This window comes from Pilimelia anulata (assembly GCF_014647895.1).
GTDB lineage: Bacteria > Actinomycetota > Actinomycetes > Mycobacteriales > Micromonosporaceae > Pilimelia > Pilimelia anulata.
Genome location: NZ_BMQB01000003.1, coordinates 455,433 through 473,725, shown reverse-complemented (window position 1 = coordinate 473,725; position 18,293 = coordinate 455,433). Strand labels below are relative to the sequence as shown.

17 protein-coding genes are annotated in these 18,293 nt (G+C 73.7%); 14 read left to right on the top strand and 3 right to left on the bottom strand.

Going from position 1 to position 18,293, the window contains the following annotated elements; all coding sequences use genetic code 11:
* Window positions 1-52: 52 nt before the first annotated feature.
* Genes IEY94_RS09855 through IEY94_RS09845 form a run of 3 tightly spaced genes read right to left on the bottom strand, consistent with a single transcriptional unit; the run spans window position 53 to window position 1,921 of the window.
* A complete protein-coding gene (locus tag IEY94_RS09855; RefSeq protein WP_189169766.1) occupies window positions 53-418 on the bottom strand; it encodes a hypothetical protein in 366 nt (121 codons plus the stop codon).
* Window positions 415-1,314 (bottom strand): DNA methyltransferase, encoded by a 900-nt coding sequence (locus IEY94_RS09850; RefSeq protein ID WP_189169765.1) that lies wholly within the window; start codon window positions 1,312-1,314, stop codon window positions 415-417. The genes IEY94_RS09855 and IEY94_RS09850 overlap by 4 nt, the downstream gene beginning before the upstream one ends.
* Window positions 1,307-1,921, bottom strand: a complete 615-nt coding sequence (locus IEY94_RS09845) for a hypothetical protein (protein ID WP_189169764.1) — start codon at window positions 1,919-1,921, stop codon at window positions 1,307-1,309. Before IEY94_RS09845 ends, IEY94_RS09850 begins: the two co-directional genes overlap by 8 nt.
* A 480-nt stretch (window positions 1,922-2,401) precedes the next feature.
* Here IEY94_RS09845 and IEY94_RS09840 point away from each other — a divergent pair, with 480 nt between their 5' ends.
* The 14 genes from IEY94_RS09840 (at window position 2,402) to IEY94_RS09775 (ending at window position 18,281) form a co-directional block, all read left to right on the top strand.
* Window positions 2,402-3,346, top strand: coding sequence for a hypothetical protein (locus IEY94_RS09840; protein WP_189169763.1), 945 nt, complete (start codon window positions 2,402-2,404; stop codon window positions 3,344-3,346).
* 562 nt (window positions 3,347-3,908) lie between these two features.
* Window positions 3,909-4,292, top strand: coding sequence for a pilin (locus IEY94_RS09835; protein ID WP_373291249.1), 384 nt, complete (start codon window positions 3,909-3,911; stop codon window positions 4,290-4,292).
* The gene (locus IEY94_RS09830; protein WP_189169762.1) at window positions 4,292-5,206 is read left to right on the top strand and encodes a TrbL/VirB6 family protein; all 915 of its coding nucleotides are present in this window, start codon (window positions 4,292-4,294) and stop codon (window positions 5,204-5,206) included. The genes IEY94_RS09835 and IEY94_RS09830 overlap by 1 nt, the downstream gene beginning before the upstream one ends.
* 6 nt (window positions 5,207-5,212) lie before the next feature.
* Entirely contained in the window at window positions 5,213-6,148 is a 936-nt protein-coding gene (locus IEY94_RS09825) for a PrgI family protein (protein ID WP_189169761.1), read from the top strand.
* 161 nt (window positions 6,149-6,309) lie between these two features.
* Window positions 6,310-8,094 carry a VirB4 family type IV secretion system protein gene (locus IEY94_RS09820; protein ID WP_189169760.1) on the top strand — a complete coding sequence of 595 codons (1,785 nt, stop codon included), beginning with the start codon at window positions 6,310-6,312 and terminating at the stop codon, window positions 8,092-8,094.
* A gap of 18 nt (window positions 8,095-8,112) precedes the next feature.
* Window positions 8,113-10,644 (top strand): type IV secretory system conjugative DNA transfer family protein, encoded by a 2,532-nt coding sequence (locus IEY94_RS09815; protein ID WP_189169759.1) that lies wholly within the window; start codon window positions 8,113-8,115, stop codon window positions 10,642-10,644.
* 31 nt (window positions 10,645-10,675) lie between these two features.
* Entirely contained in the window at window positions 10,676-11,371 is a 696-nt protein-coding gene (locus IEY94_RS09810) for a hypothetical protein (protein WP_189169758.1), read from the top strand.
* Window positions 11,372-11,729: 358 nt separating this feature from the next.
* Entirely contained in the window at window positions 11,730-12,557 is an 828-nt protein-coding gene (locus tag IEY94_RS09805) for a replication-relaxation family protein (protein ID WP_189169757.1), read from the top strand.
* Between the two features lie 526 nt (window positions 12,558-13,083).
* Window positions 13,084-13,926, top strand: coding sequence for a hypothetical protein (locus IEY94_RS09800; protein ID WP_189169756.1), 843 nt, complete (start codon window positions 13,084-13,086; stop codon window positions 13,924-13,926).
* A 122-nt stretch (window positions 13,927-14,048) separates the two neighbouring features.
* Entirely contained in the window at window positions 14,049-15,083 is a 1,035-nt protein-coding gene (locus IEY94_RS09795) for a hypothetical protein (RefSeq protein ID WP_189169755.1), read from the top strand.
* 215 nt (window positions 15,084-15,298) lie between these two features.
* Window positions 15,299-16,267 (top strand): helix-turn-helix domain-containing protein, encoded by a 969-nt coding sequence (locus IEY94_RS09790; RefSeq protein WP_189169754.1) that lies wholly within the window; start codon window positions 15,299-15,301, stop codon window positions 16,265-16,267.
* 112 nt (window positions 16,268-16,379) lie between these two features.
* A complete protein-coding gene (locus tag IEY94_RS09785) occupies window positions 16,380-17,060 on the top strand; it encodes a GGDEF domain-containing protein (RefSeq protein ID WP_189169753.1) in 681 nt (226 codons plus the stop codon).
* Window positions 17,057-17,533 (top strand): hypothetical protein, encoded by a 477-nt coding sequence (locus tag IEY94_RS09780; RefSeq protein ID WP_189169752.1) that lies wholly within the window; start codon window positions 17,057-17,059, stop codon window positions 17,531-17,533. The genes IEY94_RS09785 and IEY94_RS09780 overlap by 4 nt, the downstream gene beginning before the upstream one ends.
* 88 nt (window positions 17,534-17,621) lie before the next feature.
* The gene (locus tag IEY94_RS09775; protein WP_189169751.1) at window positions 17,622-18,281 is read left to right on the top strand and encodes a hypothetical protein; all 660 of its coding nucleotides are present in this window, start codon (window positions 17,622-17,624) and stop codon (window positions 18,279-18,281) included.
* Window positions 18,282-18,293: the final 12 nt, after the last annotated feature.

Below are 18,293 nucleotides of genomic sequence, written 5' to 3'. Positions count from 1 at the left end.
TTGGTGAAGCGGCGACCATTCCGATCAACGAGACCGGACCGGTGCAGTTAACTCAGCACTGCCGCCGCGCCATCCCCGGCTTGCCGTCCGGGGACAGGGTGAATAGCGGCATGGAGGCGAACCGGTGGGCCGGGTCGAGGGCGTCGAGGCGGATGTTGCCCGCCCCGACGCGAACGACCCGGATGCGGTGGGCGGCGGCGTACCGCTCCAACCTGAGCAGGTGCGCGTACACGGCGACCGGTTCCCAGCCGGTGTCGGCGAACACGGCCACGTCGAACCGTTCGACCAGCCCGTGGCAGGCGGCCACGAGCAGCGCCGAGGACTGCACCCCGGCGCCCAGCGACAGGACCCGCAGCGCGGGCCGCCCCGGCGCGGACGCCGGGGCGGCAGTGCGTGTGCGCCTGTCGACGGCGGTCATGCGCCCACGCCCGGCGGGCCGGCGGGAGCCCGGAGCAGGACCACGTCCTCGTGCGCGATGAGGTGCATCGGCACGCCGGCTGCCCGCTGCTTGCGGACGTGACCGAGTTGGAAGAAGCTCGGCCGGGCGATGATCCGCCCGTCCCGGACCGCGCCGAGCGAGGCGGGTAGCCACGCCACGGGTACGAGCCCGGCGGTGCGGCCGGCGCTGACGACCGCCGAGGGCAGGTCGATCAGCCGTCCCTTGGCACGGAACGGTCGGACCGTGACCACGACGATGCCGCCGGGGCGCAGGACCTGACGGCAGCCGTCCAGGATCTGGGTGAACCCGTCGATCAGCGCCTCGGTGGACCGGTAGGCGAGGTTGCCCTTGTCGTCGCCGTACCGGTAGTGCTCCTTGCTGATCCCCGCCTCACCCGGGTCAACCAGGCCGTGCACGGTCGACCCGTACGGCGGGCTGGTGACCACGAGCGCGACCCGCCCGTGCAGGACCGCCGGCAGCAGCCGTGTCAGCGCGGTGGAATCGCCGCGGATGATCGACCCGCGGCCTGGCGCTCCTTGGGTGAGGGCGAGTTGGACGTTGGCGTCGGCGATGTCGGCCCATCGGGACTCGTACTCGATCCCGATCGCGTCGCGGCCGAGATGCATCGCCTCGACCAGCGTGGTGCCGATCCCGGCCATGGGATCCATGACCAGGTCTCCGGCGACGGTGAACGCGGCGATCGCGTGCGCCGCCGTCGCCGGATACATGCGGGCCGGGTGTGCCTTCTGCTCCGGCACGTACCTGCCGCGCCGCTGCACCGGCTGTGTCTTCTGCGCCGTGGTCCAGACCGACAGCCGGGCCGGGTCGACCGGCTGCGCCGGCTTCTCCTCCTTCTTCTTTCGGGGGCTAGGCATCGGCGTCACCTGCCCGGCGCAGGTACACCCGCAGATCGCGGTGCACCCGCACGTGCCCGGATCCAGCCGGTTCCGCCGCCGCTTCGAGCTCGGCCGGGGTGGGGTAGTAGACGAATCGGTCGCCGTCGGCCTGCGCGGCGACGGCGACGATGTGCTGGAAGTAAGCCAGCCCCACCGCCGCCGCGGCGGCATGCATCGGTCGCAGGTCGACCGGTCCGGCGTCTGCCGGGTCGACCAGGATCAGGCAGCCGCCCGGCCGCAGCGCCACCGACACCTCACCGAGCAGCACCGCCGCTGCGGCGGTGGTCTCCGGTCGATCAGCGACGACGAGCGCCGCCTCACCCGGGTCGGGGTCGGTGGTGTGCCGCCGGCCGGAGCCGGCGCAGGCCGAGGCGATGGTCGGGCTGGTGGTGTGGTCGGCGACGGTGTCACCGACGTTGGCGTACGAGGTGATGATCGCCGCCGCGAGACGGACACCGATCAGGTCGGGGGCGTCGTCGGCCGTGCGGGCGGTGCGCCAGAGGCTGATCGGGACCGGCGGCTCGCCGGCCACCTGGTCGACGGTGTCGGGAGTGCGGGACGAATTCTTGGAAGGCGTGCTTGGCATGCGGTGTGGAGCTCCACGCCGCGCCGTGATGCGCTGACGCCTACCAATCCGCGTTTGTCATCGCCAGCGAACGTCCCCCCTCGATGACAACCCGATGACAACGCCACCCGCAGCCGATGACAGTCGGCCGCCGCCGCCCGCCGGACACTGTCATCGCCCGCCACCGGTCCGCTCGCGATGACAGCCGGGTCTGTCATCGGCGGCGGCGATGACAAACCCGGGCGCGAACCTCGCGTCTCGGACATGCGCCGATGACAACCCCGACCACCCGCCCGCGCAGCCGAGTGTGACAACGGCCGCGGTGGGCGCTGGTCTGTCATCGCTGGAATCGGTGCGGCACCACCAACCGGTCCGGGCCGCTCAACGGGCCGGAAAGCCGGGCTGGCCAGCGCTGTCATTGGCTTGGCATCGGCCAGTGGCCGAATCGGGGCCTCGCCGCAGCCAACCCGGGCCGCGGCAGGACTCGAGGGAGCACCCCTGATGACCACCACCACCGTCGCCCCGACCGCTTCAACCACGACCGCGCGCCCCGTCTCGGGCTCGGGGTGGGTGGCCGGGTCGTCGCTGGCCGCCGCCGAGACGGCCTTCGACCTGCTGTGCACCGAGCCGGCGCCGCTGGCCCTGGACTGCACCGCCCTGCAGGCCGACGGCCTGCAGGCGGGGCAGGTGCCGCTGCCGGCGGTGCGGCAGTGGCTGCTCGCCCACCCCGGCGACCACGCCGCCTCCGACGAGGTGTGGCGGCAGCTGATCCTCGCCGCCCGGCTCGACGGACCCGCCTGGGTCGTCGCCGCCGTCGGCATGGCCATCCCAGCGCTGGCCGCGATGTCGCGGGAGCTGCGCGGCCGGTTCACCGACGCCGACCCCGCCGATATCGACGCCGAACTGCTGACCGGGTTCCTGGAGGCCCTCAGGGACCGCCTGGACCGCGAACAGGCCGGACTGCTGCCCCGGCTGCGGATGGCGGCCTGGCGGGCCGCGTGGCGGCTGCTGACCCGCGACCTGGACGTCGAGCCGCTCGACGACATCGAACACGCCGTCCCCGCCTCCCGCACCCCGCGGCCGATGGTCGCCCACCCCGACCTGCTGGTGCTGCGCGCGGTGCAGCTCGGCGTGATCGACGCCGACGACGCCGAGGCGTGGATCGACATCCGCCTCGGGCACAAGGCCCCGGAGCCGCACGCCGCCCGCCTCGGCGTCACCGTGGACGCACTGCGGATGCGACTCGGCCGGGCCGACCGGGCCCTGCACGCCGCCCTGCGCTCCGGGGCGCTGGCCGACGGCGTCGGCGCGGTCGAGCGGGCGCGGCTGGCCGCCGCCGCGACCGGCCGCGCGGTCCTGCGGCGCAAGCACACCGCCGCCGCGGCGACCGCGGCGCGCATCGGCCGGCTGGTCCGCCAGCCCACACCCACGGCAGGAGTCGCCTGACCAGATCCCCTTCCTCAGCGGCCCCGGCGATCCCGCCGGGGCCGCTTGCACGTGCGCCCGCTCCCGTGTGCGCACGCCCAGCGGTCGACCGCAAGCGGGTGCGACGCGGCAGCCACGCCGGATCGACTGTCACCTGGTTTGTGGTGGTTGCTCCGCCGTTTACAGCGATGACAGTGCCCGATTAATCCACTGTGTCCCGCGATTACAAGCGGGTTGTCATCGGCTGTCATCGCGGGGGGACGTTCGCTGGCGATGACAAACGCGGATTGGTAGACGCAAGGCCGCCTCGCCCCGGGCAACAGCCCGGACCGCGCCGTTCGGCCCTTGCACGGCCGCCGGGGGTTCGCGCCGGCGTCGGACTGCCGCTCGATCGCCGCAGGGCCCGGGTGCCGCGCCACACGATGCGCTGACACCTCATCGCCCAACGCACACCCGTGAGGGGAGGACGAGTTCCTTCCCGGACCCCAGCGATGGATGCACCCCCGACGCACGGCGCCCCCGGCGGCCTTCCCCGATTCCAACGTGCCCCGCCGCGCCGCGGCCGGGGCGGGAGGTGCTTGTCATGCGCACTGTTATCCACAGGCTCATCCACAGCCGCCGCGTCCGCGCGGTCGCTGTCCACGCAACCACCGTGGCGGTGATGCTGTCGGTGCCGGCCGCCGCCTACGCCGACCCCGTCACCACGAACAACCCGCTGCTCGCCGCACCGCCGCCGACGCTGAACCAGGTGATCGGGAACCTGCAGGGCTGGCTGCTCGGCATCCTCGCGGCGATCGCCACCCTGTACCTGGTCCTGGCCGGGGTGTACTGGGCCACCGCCGGCGGTGACCCCGCCGCCGTCGAGCGGGCCAAGTCGGCGCTGCGCAACGCCCTGATCGGCTACGGCCTCGCCGTGCTGGCCCCGGTGCTGCTGGGCGTGGTCAAGGGCATCGTCGGAGCCCAGTGATGCTGGGCCCCACCGCCGTCGCCTACCTGCTCAACGGCATCCTCGAATGGCTGGCCGAGCGGCTCGTGGTCGCCTTCGACACCATCGTCGGGATCCTGACCAAGGTTCTGCTGGTCATCCCGGACGTCACCGCGCTGCCGCAGATCAAGGCGCTGACCGGCCGGTCGGTGTGGGTCGTCGACACCATCTTCGTGCTCGTGTTCCTGGCCGCCGGCGTGCTGGTGATGTGCGCCGGCGGCAGCGAGCGCGCCCGCTACGAGGCCAAGGACCTCGCGCCGCGGATGGTCGTCGGGTTCATCGCCGCGCACTTCTCCCCGCTGATCTGCAGCATGGCGATCAACCTGGCCAACGCCCTGACCTTCGCCTTCGCCGACCGGCCCGGCACCGAGAGCGCGGTCGCGGCGATGCGCCGGCACCTGCGCGGCGCGCTCAGCGGCGACCAGGCCGCGGCGCTGCTGCTGGTACTCATCGGCGTCCTGGTCGTCGTCCTGGCGGGCATCGCGGTGTTCCAGGCCCTGGCCCGGCTGTGCGCGCTGCTCGTGCTGGCGGCGTTCGCGCCGATCGCCCTGGCCATGCACGCCCTGCCGCAGACCGACCCGCTGGCCAAGCTGTGGTGGCGCGGGTTCGGCGGCTGCCTGGCGGTACCGGTGCTGCAGGCGTTCGTGCTGCAGGCGGCGATGTGGATGCTCACAGACCCGCAGGTCCTGCTGCCCCACCTCGGCCTACCCGGCGACGGCGCCGCCGTGGTCAATCTGCTGATCGTGGTGGTGCTGCTGTGGGCCACCGTCAAGATCCCCCGCCAGGTCGCGCGGCTGGTACGGAGCCCGTCCGCCGGCGGCCGGACCGTTGTGGGCGCAATCGTCCGCGTCGCGGTCACACGCGCCATCCCGATTCCCGGCCTGAAAGGACGGTGACCCACCATGCCCACCGCCAACGACGACGCCGCCCCGGTGCGGGCGCGGATCACCGCCGACGTCGACGCCCCCGACAAGGTCCTCTACGGGCTCACGTTCCGGCAGCTCGCGGTCCTCGCCCTCGCCGCGGTCGCCTACTACGGGCTGTTCCAGACCCTGCGCCACACCGTGCCGATGCTCGCCCTGGTGGCGGGCGGGGTGGTGTGGGGGGCGTTGGCGTTCGGGTTGGCGGTGGGCCGCCGCGACGGCCAGCCGTTGGATGTGTGGCTGGCCCAGGCGTGGCGGCACCGCCGAGCCCCCAAGGCCCTGGCGTCTCAACCACCAGCGGCCGGAGCCCTGCCCACCTGGGCGCCTGAGGCGACGGGGGCCGGGACGGGGCCGGCGCTGCTGCGGCTGCCCGCCCGGGCGATCCAACCGGACGGTGAGATCGCCCTGGAGCGCGGTGCGGCGGCGCTGGTCGCCACCACCACGGTCAACCTCGCGTTGCGCACCGGCGATGAGCAGGCCGCGCTGGTCGACGGGTTCGGCCGCTGGCTCAACTCCCTGACCCAGCCCGCGCAGCTGGTCGTCTCGGCCCAGCCGGTCGACCTCGCCGCCCGCGCCGCCCGGCTGGCCGCCCGCGCGACCCGGCTGCCGCACCCGGCGTTGCACGACGCCTGCGCCGACCACGCCCGCTTCCTCGCCGAGCTCGCATCGCAGCGCGACCCGCTGCGCCGGCAGGTCCTCGTGGTCACCACCGCCAACCCGGCCGGCGGGCACGCCGCCGCGCGGCGGGCCGACGACACGGCCCGCGCGCTGACCGCGCTCGGGGTGACAGCGCAGGCGCTCGATGCCGGCGCGGTCGCCGCCGCCTTGTCGGCGGCCGTCGACCCATACCGGGCGGCGCTGCCGGGCGCGCGTGCCGCCGCTGACATTCCCGTCACCGCCGCCGGCCGCTTGTGACACGGCGCCGGCCGGCGGTGACAACCGCGGCCGGCGCTGTCACGCGCCACTGACATCAGCGACTGCGATGACAGCGGCAGTTGTCACCGCACCCGGCCGGCGGCGGGCGTGTCAACGCCGGTCGCCCCGATGACAAGCCTTCGACAACTCCAGGAGTGATCATGAGTGTGTTCGCGCCCCGCCGGCGCACCCCGACGACAGCCCCCGCCGATGGTTCGGCGGGGGCTGTCGCGTGCGGGCCGGTCGAGGTCTTCCCCCGCCACATCCGCGTCGGCGACGGCTACGCCGCCACCCTCGCCGTCGCCGGCTACCCCGCCGAGGTCGGTCCCGCCTGGCTCGAGCCACTGCTGTCGTGGCCCGGCCGGCTCGACTTGGCGATCCACGTCGATCCGCTGCCGGCGCCGATCGCCGCGGACCGGCTGCGCAAGCAGCGCGCCCGCTACGAGTCGTCCCGCCGCGCCGACGCCGGGAAGGGCCGGCTCGGCGACCCGGGCGTGGACGCCGCAGCCGAGGACGCCGCGGATCTGGCCGCCCAACTCGCCCGCGGGGTCTCGAAGCTGTTCCGGGTCGGGATCTACCTGACCGTGCACGCGCGTACCGAGCTGGAGTTGGAGGCGGCGTGCCAGCAGGTCGCCGCCGCCGCGGCCTCCACCCTGCTGGAGGTGCAGCCGGCGACGTGGCGGCACCTGCACGGCTGGACCACCACCCTGCCGCTGGGCCACGACGGGCTGCAGCAGCGCCGGACCATGGACACCCGGGCCCTCGCGGCGGCGTTCCCTCTCGCTAGTCCGGATCTGCCGGCGCCGCTGCCCGGACAGCCGGCCGACGACGGCGGCGTCCTCTACGGCCTCAACCCCGAGTCCCGGGGGATCGTGTGGTGGGACCGGTGGGCGCAGGACAACCACAACCTCGTCGTGCTCGCGCGTAGTGGCGCTGGCAAGAGCTTCTTCGTGAAGTGCGAGACGCTGCGGCACCTCTACGACGGGGTGCAGGTCGCGGTCGTCGACCCGGAAGACGAGTACCTCGCGCTGGCCGACACCGTCGGGGGGTCGGTGGTGCGGCTCGGGCAGGCCGGGGTCACGGTCAACCCGCTCGACCTGCCCCGCAACGACAAGCGACCCGACGTACTCACCCGCCGGGCCCTGTTCCTGCACACCCTGGTCGCAGTGCTGCTCGGCGAGCAGCCGACCCCGGCGCAGCGCGCCGCGCTGGACCGGGCGGTGCTGGCGACCTACCGGGCGGCCGGGGTCACCGCCGACCCGGCGACGCACCATCGGCCGGCTCCTCTGCTGGTCGACCTGGTCGCCCAGCTCGACCAGGTCGGCGGCGCCGGCGCGCAGCTCGCCGTCCGCCTGGCGCCGTGGGTCGACGGGTCGTCGGCGGGGTTGTTCAACGGCCCGTCGACCCACCGGCCCGACGGGCACCTGGTGGTGTGGTCGCTGCGGCAGTGCCCCGACCAGCAGCGCGCCGCCGCCACCCTGCTCGCTTTGGATGCGATCTGGCAGCAGGTCGACCACCAACCCCAGCCCGGCCGGCCGACGCCGCGGCGGCTGGTGGTGGTCGACGAGGCGTGGCTGCTGATGCGCGACGGCGAAGGCGCCAAGTTCCTCTACCGGCTCGCCAAGGCCGGCCGCAAGCGCAACTGCGGGCTGACCATCGCTACGCAGGACGCCGCGGATGTGCTCGGCACCGACCTCGGCCAAGCCGTCGTCGCCAACGCCGCGACGCAGGTGCTGCTGCGGCAGGCGCCGCAGGCGATCGACGCGGTCGCCGATGCGTTCGGCCTCACCGCCGGCGAACGGCGGCTGCTCCTGGCCGCTGGTCGGGGGCATGGGCTGCTGCTCGCGGGGGCGCACCGCACGGGGCTGGAGGTCGTGGCCTCGCCGGAAGAGGCGGCCATCGCGTCCACGACGCCGCCCGCGGATCTCGACGACGACCTTCTCTGACATCTCTTGGGAGACCTCATGCAGCCCTCCACCTTCTTCTCCGTGCTCCTCGCCGCGCCGGCGTCGCCGGCGCCGGCGATCCAGCCGCCGAATCTGGACCCGGCAGCCGTCGGCGGCAACATCGTCGCCTGGGCGACTGCGCGGCCGTGGTTGCTCGCCGCGCTGGCCGCGATCACCGTGTCCGCGGTCGCGCTGCGGCAGGTGGTCGGCAACCTGCGACACCTGCGCTCAGCGGACGGGGCGCGGCTGGTCATGATCGCGCCGCCGCCGCAGGTCGACCCGGCCGGCGCCGGGGTGTTCTGGTCGAACCTGGCCGGCATCCTGCGCCCCGCCCGCGGCAAGCGGCTGCGGTACGGCACGCCGCACGTCGCGTTCGAGTACCGGTGGGCCGGCCGGCAGCTGACCATCAGCGTGTGGGTGCCGGGCACGATCCCGCCCGGCGCGGTCGAGGCCGCCGCCCGTGCCGCCTGGCCCGGCGCCACCGTCACCACCCTCGACGACCCGGCGCCGCCGCTGCCGGATGGCGGAACGGCGGTCGGTGGGCAGCTGACCCTGTCGGATGCGGAGTGGCTGCCGATCAACACCGACCACGACGCCGACCCGCTCCGGCCGCTCATCGCCGCCGCCGGCCGGCTGCGCGACGACGAACACGCCATCGTCCAGGTCCTGGCGCGGCCGGCGGCGCCGCGCCGCTACGCCCGCGCACGGCGGGCCGCCGGGCGGCTGCGGGCCGGCAAGCCGGCCGTCGCCGGGGGTGTGGACCCGGGCGCGGCGGTGCGCGGCGTGGTCGACGTGTTCCTGCCCGGCCCGCCCGCCACCGCGCGCGCGGGTGCGGCGGGGCCGCGGCATCCCGGCGTCGACCGGGACGTCCGGGCGATCATGGAGAAGACCGCGGGTCAGCTGTGGCAAGCCGGCATCCGCTACGCCATCACCACCACACCCCGCGGCACCCGTACACCGAGCGCCCAGCACCGGCAGCAGATCGCCGCCCGCCTGGGCGGGATCGGCTCAGGGATCGCCTCAGCATTCGCCGTCTACAGCGGGCGCAACCAACTCGCCCGCCGCCACCGCCTCCACCAACCGGCGGCGGCGGTCGCGGACCGGAGGCTCGGCGCCGGGTTCCTTCTCGGCACCGACGAACTCGCGGTGCTGGCCGGACTGCCGCACGACCTCGCCGTGCCCGGCCTGGACCGGGCGCGGGCCAAGGCCGTCCCGGCGCCAATCGAGGTCCCGACCGGCGGTCGGGGCACCAAGCCCCTCGGGCTGGCCGAGGTCGGCGGCCACAAGGTCGCGGTCAAGGTCACCGACGCGCGGTACCACACGCACATGGTCGGGCAGACCGGCTCCGGTAAGTCCACGCTGCTGGCCAGGTTGATCCTGGCCGACATCGACGCCTACCGCGGCACCATCGTGGTCGACCCGCACGGGGATCTGGTCACCGACGTGCTCGAGCGGATGGACCCCAAGCACGCCGACCGGGTCACGCTGTTCGATCCCGATCAGCCGAACCCGCCCGCCCTCAATCCCCTGGATGGCGACGACCACGACCTGATGGTCGACAACATCGTCGCCATCTTCTCCTCGATCTTCAGTAAAGCCTGGGGCCCGAGGATGGACGACGTGATGCGGGTGTCGTGCCTGACCCTGCTCCGCAAGGCCAACGTCACCCTCCAGCACATCCCGCCGCTGCTGAACTCCGAGCAGTTCCGGGCGGAGCTGACCGCCGACCTCGACGACCCGGACGGCCTCGACGGGTTCTGGCAGTGGTACGACACCATGAGCCCGGCGATGCGGTCGCAGGTCATCGGCCCGGTCCTGTCCCGCCTGCGCAGCTTCCTCTTGAGGGACTTCGTCAAGCGGACGATGAAGTGGCCCAAGTCGAGCTTCGACATGGGCAAGGTCCTCGACGGTGGGATCCTGCTCGTCCGGATACCGAAGGGCGTGCTCGGCGAGGACACGTCGAAGTTGCTGGGGTCGCTGATCCTGGCCCGGGTGTGGCAGGCCGCCACCGCCCGCGCGTCCCTGGCGCCCGAGAAGCGCCGCGACGCGTCGATTTATCTAGACGAGGCGCAGAACTTCCTCACCCTCGCCGGCAGCCTGGACACGATGCTGGCCGAAGCGCGCAAGTACCGCCTGGCGATGGTGTTGGCGCACCAGGACCTGGCCCAGTTCCCCCGCGAGCTGCTCGCCGCCGTCAGCGCAAACGCCCGCAACAAGGTGTTTTTCTCCGTCGCGCCGGAGGACGCTCGGGTGCTGGCCCGGCACACCATGCCGGAACTCGACGAGCACGACCTGACACACCTGGACGCCTACACCGCGGTCGGGCGGCTCGTGGTCGACGGCCGGCAGACCGCGCCGTTCACCCTCAAGACCCTACCGCCAGCGCCGGTGGTGGGGGCGGTCACCGCGATCCGCCAGTCAGCGGCCTCGCGGGTACCCCAGCAGCGGCAGTCCGGCATCGACCAGCTCGTCGAACGCACCGCCAAGGTCGAAGCCCAACGCCGCGAGCGGGCACGCCGCGAGCGCAGGGACCCGGTCAACGGGTCCTGACCCTGCCCGACGCCGGCGGTACGCTGCGCCGGTGACGAGGCCGGTCTTCTACGCGAAGCCCGACGCTGTCGGCCGCGCGCTGAGCGTGCCGGCGGCGCTCGGCAGTAGGGACAGGGCCGGCTCCCCGGGGCAGGCGCGCTCGGCGGCGTTCGTTGCCGACGTCCAATCGCTCATCGGCGAACAGCTCGCGGTCATCCCGGACCCGCTCGCCCTGCGCCTGGACATCGGGCTCCCGCCGGCGGTACCGCTGCTCGGGCACCACGACCTGGACAACTACCTGCTCCCTCTCGTGCCGATGCTGACAGCAGCTACGGGGCAGCAGTTCGCGTCGGTGTGGGCGACGAAACGCCACGCGGTGACCTCGTCGGTGTCGGTGTCGACCGCAAGGGCCACCCGGGACCCGGGCGGGGTGGCGTGCCACGACGTGGCGACCACGGCGTCATCCGAGCGCACCGCTTACAAGGAGCAGGTGCACGGGCAGGTCTGCGGCGGCGACCCGCTGCCCGACGGTGAGGTGTCGCTGCAGCTCGCCTTCGCCGTCGGGCCACGGCGGGCGTGGCCGAACCTGTGGAAAGCCACGATCGATTCCCTCGGCCCGCTGCTCGGACACGATGCCGCCGCGCCCCGGTGGAGTCCACGCGACGGCCGCATCACCAGCCTCGGGCTGCACTGCCTGGTCGACCCGGCCGCCGGCAACCGCGTCGATATGGCGGTCCGAGCGCAGTAGAGCCGCTCCGCGGCCCGGCGCGCGGCGCGCTGACTCGCGGGCGACACTCTGCCATCGGCGCGCTGCTGCGACCGGAACAGCCTCGCCACGGCAGCGGCCCGCGGTCCGGCGTTGTCAACGGCCGTTGTCAGCGCTGCTCGCAGCCCCTTCGTGGCCGGCTGCGTGCCCCGTTCGTCCTGCTGATCAACAACGAAGCCCACCGCCATCGGCCCGGGCGGCGTTCGTGCAGGACCGCGGCCTGACAACGGCCACAGCGGGCCGCCCGCCGGCCAGACTCCCTCCTCACGGGAGGTGTGTCTTCCTTCCCCCTTCCGAACCACCTCGCTGTTCAACCCCCTCGCCGAAAGGTGATCTCGTCATGCCTGCACCCGACCCGCTGCTGCCCCTGCGTCACCTCACCGCCCGCGACCGGACTCTGCTGTCCTGGCTGGCCGAGCACTACGTCCTGACCACCGAGCAGATCGCCCAGGCCCTGTTCCCTTCGCTACGCGCGGCCCAGCTGCGCCTGACGCTGCTGCACCGCATCGGCGCGCTGGACCGGTTCGCGTTCGCCCGCACCGGCGAGCCCGGCTCCGGCTTGTGGCGCTACACCCTCGGCCCGCTCGGCGCCCGCCTGCACCGCGACGCCTGGCACGACCCCGACAACCCCGCCGCCCGGCCGGCCCGGACCCACATCGAGCGGCGCACCCGCATCGCCGGCAGTCCCCGCCTGGGGCACCTGCTGGGCGTGAACGGCTTCTTCACCGCGCTGGTCGGCCACGCCCGGACCTGCGACGACGCGCAGCTAACCACGTGGTGGTCCGAGCAGCACGCGACCGCGGTGTTCGCCTCCCGGTCGCCGAAGCTGCGACCCGACGGCTACGGCATCTGGACCCACCACGACCGGGATGTGGAGTTCTTCCTCGAGTACGACACCGGCACCGAGCCGGTCGGCCGGGTGGTCGGCAAGCTCGTCGCTTACGAGCGGCTCGCCGAGCAGACCGGCACCGCCCGCGCCCTGCTGCTCTACGTACCCGACAGCAGGCGCCGCGAACGGCTCCTGGCCGACATCGCCGGCGCGCCGCTGCTCACCCCGGTCGCGGTCGCCGCGCACACCCCCGCCCCGCACGAGCCCGTCTGGTACCTGCCCGGCCGGCCCGACCCGCTGCCGCTGCACCTGCTGCCCACCGGCGACCCAGCCGACTAGCGGCATGGGCCGTTGTAAACGCTGTCGACGTTGTTGATCACGTTGACAGCGTTGACAACGGCGCCGCCAAACCGAGCTGGATCACGATGACAACGCAGGTCAGCGCCGGTTTCCCGCCTCCCGGCAGCGAGGTTGCGTTGTAAACGGCCCCCCGTACCGTTCAAGCCCTCAACACCTCCACATCACGCACCACCCGGTCGGTCCCACCCTCGGACCCCCGCCGCACTACGGCTCGAACACGCCCACCCGCTCACACCGTGAGCCGGTCGGCCCGACGCCCACGCGGCGACCCGACGGTCGCACCCACCACCGCTCCACCAGCATCACCGCTGCACCCCGACCACCGGCACGACCGCCGCACCGCACGCCCCCAGGGGCACCGCCGCGGCTTTCGCCCGCTCCTTGAGCGGAGCTGCTCCACCTCGCCGACACGGCGCACCGAACAAGCCGAACCGCATTCCCGCGGTCCCGGCTGCTTCCACGCGCCCCGGCCAGGGGCGCACTCTGTGAAGGGACAAGATCTCCGATGACAACTCCTGCTGGAACGCCGCTGACCCGCTACGGCAGCCGCACCCCAGCCACCCCCGCCCGGACCGCGGCGCGGACCGCACGCCCCGCGGCGTCCGGCACCAGCCGACCCCCGGCCGCGAGCACCGCGCCCGCCCCGAGCCACAGCCCGGTCGAGGTCCACGTACCGGCGACGGTCCGCACGATGATCGTCTGCCTGCCCGACGACCTACCCACGGCCGTGCTCGCCGACGGCCGCGACCTGACCGCGCTCGGCCAGGCCGGCGCCGCGACACCGCGGTTCTGGACGCGGCCCAAGGTCCGCACCTGGCAGCGCAGTGCGCTGATCGACCTGCGGGCCGGCAAGTCCGGACCGCGGTGGTGCTCCGGCGGACCGATCCGGCTGCTCGACCTGCAAGCGATGCGGCACGCCAGCGCCCTGGCCGCCGCGATCCGCCACCAGCTCTGGTCAGCGACCATCCGCGGCACCCGCGACGCCCACCCCTGGAGCGACTACCTGCGCCAGCACCTCCAGTACGGCGACCGGTACCCGCTGGCTACCGCGCAACGCGACTTCCTGGCACAGCGCCGGATTCTTGCCATGCGGGCGCACAACGCCGCACAGCCCCACGCCCCGCAACTGGACCCGTACGAGGTCGACGCCTACCAGGCCGGCGCCGCCGCCTACCAGCACCTGCACGCAGCCGGCGGCGTCTGCGCCGACGCGGTCATCACCGCCGACAGCGCCACGCTGCGTCCCGCCAGCGGGGAACTGACCGACCGGATCGGCTACCTCGCCGCCGCCCACGCCCACCTCGCGCGGCTGCGCGACGACGACCGGCTGCTGGCCATCACCGTCTGACCCGCTCCATCAACCGGCCGCGCCCCGAACCCGGGCTCGGCCACTCGGGCAACGCCACGCACCGCAGTGAGGTGGCCGCGCCGAGCGTGGCCACCTCCTGCGCCAGTTCAGGAGGAACCACGATGAACTTCCGCTCCGGCGACACCATCGCCGGCTACGCCCGCGACGCCGTCGACCTGCGCATCCGGATGGCCGATCACTTCCGCACCGACCTGGCCCGCCGATACCTGCGCGCCTACCTCGACACCGGCGCCGAACACCGGCCCGATGACGCACCCCCGGTCACGGCCGAGGCCGTGGCCGCGATGATGCGCATCACCGGCGGCCCCTGGTCCAACGGGGAGCCGTACGTGTGCGCCCCGGCGATGACCGCGATCGTCGCCGCCGCAGCCGACGCCCTCGACCTGACCGGCGAGGTCCTGCCCGACGACATCGCACCCAGCGACTTCGGCGTCCTGTTCCTGCCCGAGCCGATCTACCAACGCAACCCCTTCGGCGAGGTCACCTCCGTCGGCGCCGTCACCTGGGCCCGCGTCACCACCCCGACGAACGGACGCTCCAGCTGGTGCATCGGCGGCTGGGCCGACCGGCACGACCCCCACGACCCGGCCGCCGCCCGCCGGGCCGCGGTGTTGGCCGGCCACCCGGGCACGCTCGCCCAGCTCGGCCCCTACGTGCTGACCGACTTCGCCGAACTCGCCATCGGTGAACCAGTGACCGGCCGCCCCGGCACCGCCGCCGCGGCCCGCGCGCGGGACTGGGAATCGGCCCCGGACGGCCGCTACTGCATCACCGAAACCGCCGGGCAGTCCCCGATATCCGCGCGGATCGCCTACGCGTTCTGGCGCATCCAGGCCCAACCCCTGGCCCACACCGCCCCGGCGGCACCGGACCGACACGCCCGCCGCCGCGCCGCCCGCGCATCCCTGGTGCACCAGACCCGGGTGGTCATGCTGCGCCGCACCAGCACCGCCGCCGAGCGCGGCGGCAGTGAACCGCGGTGGCACTACCGGGTCCGGTTCCTGGTGCGCGGCCACTGGCGGCGGCTGACCGACCGCGACGGTAGGCCGTACCGGATCTGGATCAACGCTCACATCAAAGGCCCCGACGGAGCACCCCTGCTGCTCGGCGAAACGGTCTCCGTCCTCGGCCGCTGACTCGCCAACGCCGCCCGGCCGGCCCAGCCCACGCACTCCGGCCGCTGACCCGGCGGTGCCCCGCGCCGGGGGCGTCCCACGCCGCCGGCCGGTGCCCGGCAGCCGACCTTTCCCTCTTCGCCCGGCGCGGCATCCCCGGCGGGCGACTTGATCCATCCGCCAAACGAAGCGTGGATCAGCCACGCCTCGACAACACCAGAGAGGAACACCACCGCATGTCCACACCAGAAGAAAAGCCGCAGACCGCCCGACAGAAGGTCGTCCACGCTATGTGGGGTCTCGGCCGCGCGGCCACCGCCGCCGAGATCGCCGAGGAAGCTGGAATCGCCTATTCCACCGTCAACCCGATCCTGCGCAAGCTCGCCGAGGAGGGCGCCGTCGCCCGCGACGCGTCCGGCCGGTGGGACGTCGTCATGGATCGACCCAACAGCGTGGTCATCACCGACCCCCCGGTCGCTAACGAAAGCCCTCAGACCGGCACCGCTGAGCCGCAGGACAACACCACCAACGGCGAGCCGAACACCGACCCAGTGGCCGACGACGACTCGCAGCACCACGAGGAACCCGAGCCGGCCGCGCTCGACGAGCAGCTCGACGGCGAGCCCGAACCCGGTGACCACAACATCGCCTCAGCCGACGAGGCGCCGCAGCCCGGCGACGGCGACGGCGACGGCGACGGCGACGGCGACGGCGACGGCGACGGCGACGGCGACGGCGACGGCGACGGCGACGGCGACGGCGACGGCGACGGCGACGGCGACGGCGACGGCGACGGCGACGGCGGTCCAACGAACGCCGAACCCACTCAGGTACCGGCACCTGCCGGCGAGCCGGTCGCTGCCGGCGAGCCGGTCGCTGCCGGCGAGCCGGTCGCTGCCCAGGAGCCGGCCGCGGAGCAGGTGGGCGCCACGGACGGCGACGGCGACACCGAGCGCAAGCGGCGTTCGCCCGGCAAGCCGCCACGGCCGAAGGGTCAGCTGCGCGAAGCGGTGCTGGCCGTGCTGCGCGAGCGCCCGGACGAGGCGCTCAAGGTCTCCCAGGTCTGCAAGATCCTCAACGCGGCCAACGACGGCACTTTCAACACCGCCGGGGCCGGCGCGGTAGCCAACGCGCTGGACAAGCTGGCCGGCGACGGCAGCGTCCGCCAGCTCGACGGCAAGCCCGCCACGTACCAGGCCGAGTGACACCCGCGGGCCGCAGCAGCGGATCCCGTTCTCTCAAGCCCGGGCCGGCCGTCAAAGCTTTGGACGGCGTGACGGCCGACCCGGTGCTCCTTAGCTAGAAGGAGCCCTCGAAGTGTCCATCACCAGAGTTCTGCTGACCAACCTCGGCGCGATGCTGCTCGGCGCGCTCGCCCTGGTCCCCGGCATCATCTCCATGCATCGGCGGCTGGTCTACTGGCGCAGCGCCGCCCTGACCGATCCGCTGACCGAGCTGGCCAACCGCCGCGCGATCTTGCGATACCTGCGCCGACATGCCCCCGACGGACGCACCAGCGTGATCATGCTGGACGTCGACGGGTTGAAGAAGGTCAACACCGAGTACGGGCACGGCGCCGGCGACGACCTACTGCGCGCGCTGGCGCAGCGGATAAGCGAACTCGGAGCACTGCCGGTGCCGCTGGTCGGGCGGCTCGGCGGCGACGAGTTCGTGCTGATCGTCGACGCTGACACCGCCGACGACGTGCGGACCGTCGCCGAGGCGGTCCACGCCAAGGTCACCGGGACGCGGGTGTCGCTGGGCTACGGCCGGTGGACCGACCTGCGCGCCTCACTCGGCGTCGCGGTCGGGGTGACCGGCGTGCAGCCGCGGCTGCTGCTGCACCAGGCCGACGCCGCGATGTACCGGTCCAAGGCCGCCGGCGGCGGCGTACACGTCCACGACCGGGCCGCCGCGCTCGCGGTTCCGAACCGCCCCCGCGTACGGCAGCGCGACCGGCACACCCCGGTCTCCGAGCCCAACGGAGTGGCGCGATGACCGACGAGCAGCAGCGGTGGGAAGCGGTGCTTCTGCTGGCCTGGCAGTCCCTGAACGGGGCGGAAGGGCAACCGGACCCGCGCTGGCTGACCGACATGGCGCAGGCATTGGCCGGCGCGGTCACCGGGCGGCTGGCCGCCCTGCCCGCCAACGCCCGCCACGGCCGCGCTCGGGAAGAGGCCGTCTACGCCGAGGTCCGCGAACTCGTCGGCGCCGGCGTCCTGGACACCTCGCTCGCCCTGGCGATCCACCGCGCGTGGGAGGCCCTCACACCACGGCTGCGCTGGCAGGTCGAGGTCGTCACCCGGGTGCGCCTAGACGTCGGCGCCGCCGACGCCGCCAGCGCCGCCGAGGTCGCCCGCACGGAGCTGACCGACATCCTCGGCGCGGCCGACTGCCGGCCGCTGTGGATCCACCACCGCAGCACCACCCCCGCCGACGAACCGCCCACCGGCGACCGCCCCGCGGGCTGACCCAAACCAATCGCACCGAAGCGCCGGCCGCGCACCCCTCCAGGTGCGCGGCCGGTTCCACCCTGCCCAACAACTCGAGGAGACCAGCATGTCCACGCAGCATTCCTTCACCGCCGGCGACTTCGCCACGCTCGACCGTTCCGTGCCCGACACCATCGGCGTCGTCTACGAGATGACCCATGTCGGCGGGCAGGCGCTGACCGGCCGGCCGCTGGGCGGCGGGCTCGAGATCGACGTCGAGGCCCGGCTGTGGCAACCCGCCCCGGCCGAGCTGGTGGCCACCGCCAAGCGCATGGCCGCCGGCGAACTCGTCATCGGCGACCTGGTCGTCCTGGACCCGTTCTACGGCAAGCGCAGCCACCGGGGCCTGGTGTGGCGGGTCGAGGCGATCGACGGCGCCAAGAAGACAGTCAAGGTCCGCTCGTTGGTCGGCGGCACCACCCTGGCCGGCCTCTACGCCGCGTTCCGGCCGGCGCCGGACGACCTCGCCGCCGTCGCCCGGGCCAAGGCCGCCCGCACCGGCCCCGACGCCGCGGCAATCACCGAGGGCGTGGTGGTCACCGTCGCCGGACCGGGCTGGAAGCACCCCGCCGGCCGGCTGTACGTGGTGACCCGCCGGATCAGCGACGAGCACGCCCGCATCGCCGTACTCGGCGGTGACAACGGCCGCTACTTCCCGAAGATCCCGGTCGCCTGCCTCACCGTCGTCCGCGACATCGCCGCCGCGCTCCGGGCAGCTCAGCCCTAGCCGCCACCGCGC

Excerpts from the sequence above, each read along its gene's own strand:
- IEY94_RS09855 (WP_189169766.1), bottom strand. The coding sequence starts at position 418 with ATGACCGCCGTCGACAGGCGCACACGCACTGCCGCCCCGGCGTCCGCG.
- IEY94_RS09850 (WP_189169765.1), bottom strand. The coding sequence starts at position 1,314 with ATGCCTAGCCCCCGAAAGAAGAAGGAGGAGAAGCCGGCGCAGCCGGTC.
- IEY94_RS09845 (WP_189169764.1), bottom strand. The coding sequence starts at position 1,921 with ATGCCAAGCACGCCTTCCAAGAATTCGTCCCGCACTCCCGACACCGTC.
- IEY94_RS09840 (WP_189169763.1), top strand. The coding sequence starts at position 2,402 with ATGACCACCACCACCGTCGCCCCGACCGCTTCAACCACGACCGCGCGC.
- IEY94_RS09835 (WP_373291249.1), top strand. The coding sequence starts at position 3,909 with ATGCGCACTGTTATCCACAGGCTCATCCACAGCCGCCGCGTCCGCGCG.
- IEY94_RS09830 (WP_189169762.1), top strand. The coding sequence starts at position 4,292 with ATGCTGGGCCCCACCGCCGTCGCCTACCTGCTCAACGGCATCCTCGAA.
- IEY94_RS09825 (WP_189169761.1), top strand. The coding sequence starts at position 5,213 with ATGCCCACCGCCAACGACGACGCCGCCCCGGTGCGGGCGCGGATCACC.
- IEY94_RS09820 (WP_189169760.1), top strand. The coding sequence starts at position 6,310 with ATGAGTGTGTTCGCGCCCCGCCGGCGCACCCCGACGACAGCCCCCGCC.
- IEY94_RS09815 (WP_189169759.1), top strand. The coding sequence starts at position 8,113 with ATGCAGCCCTCCACCTTCTTCTCCGTGCTCCTCGCCGCGCCGGCGTCG.
- IEY94_RS09805 (WP_189169757.1), top strand. The coding sequence starts at position 11,730 with ATGCCTGCACCCGACCCGCTGCTGCCCCTGCGTCACCTCACCGCCCGC.
- IEY94_RS09800 (WP_189169756.1), top strand. The coding sequence starts at position 13,084 with ATGACAACTCCTGCTGGAACGCCGCTGACCCGCTACGGCAGCCGCACC.
- IEY94_RS09795 (WP_189169755.1), top strand. The coding sequence starts at position 14,049 with ATGAACTTCCGCTCCGGCGACACCATCGCCGGCTACGCCCGCGACGCC.
- IEY94_RS09790 (WP_189169754.1), top strand. The coding sequence starts at position 15,299 with ATGTCCACACCAGAAGAAAAGCCGCAGACCGCCCGACAGAAGGTCGTC.
- IEY94_RS09780 (WP_189169752.1), top strand. The coding sequence starts at position 17,057 with ATGACCGACGAGCAGCAGCGGTGGGAAGCGGTGCTTCTGCTGGCCTGG.
- IEY94_RS09775 (WP_189169751.1), top strand. The coding sequence starts at position 17,622 with ATGTCCACGCAGCATTCCTTCACCGCCGGCGACTTCGCCACGCTCGAC.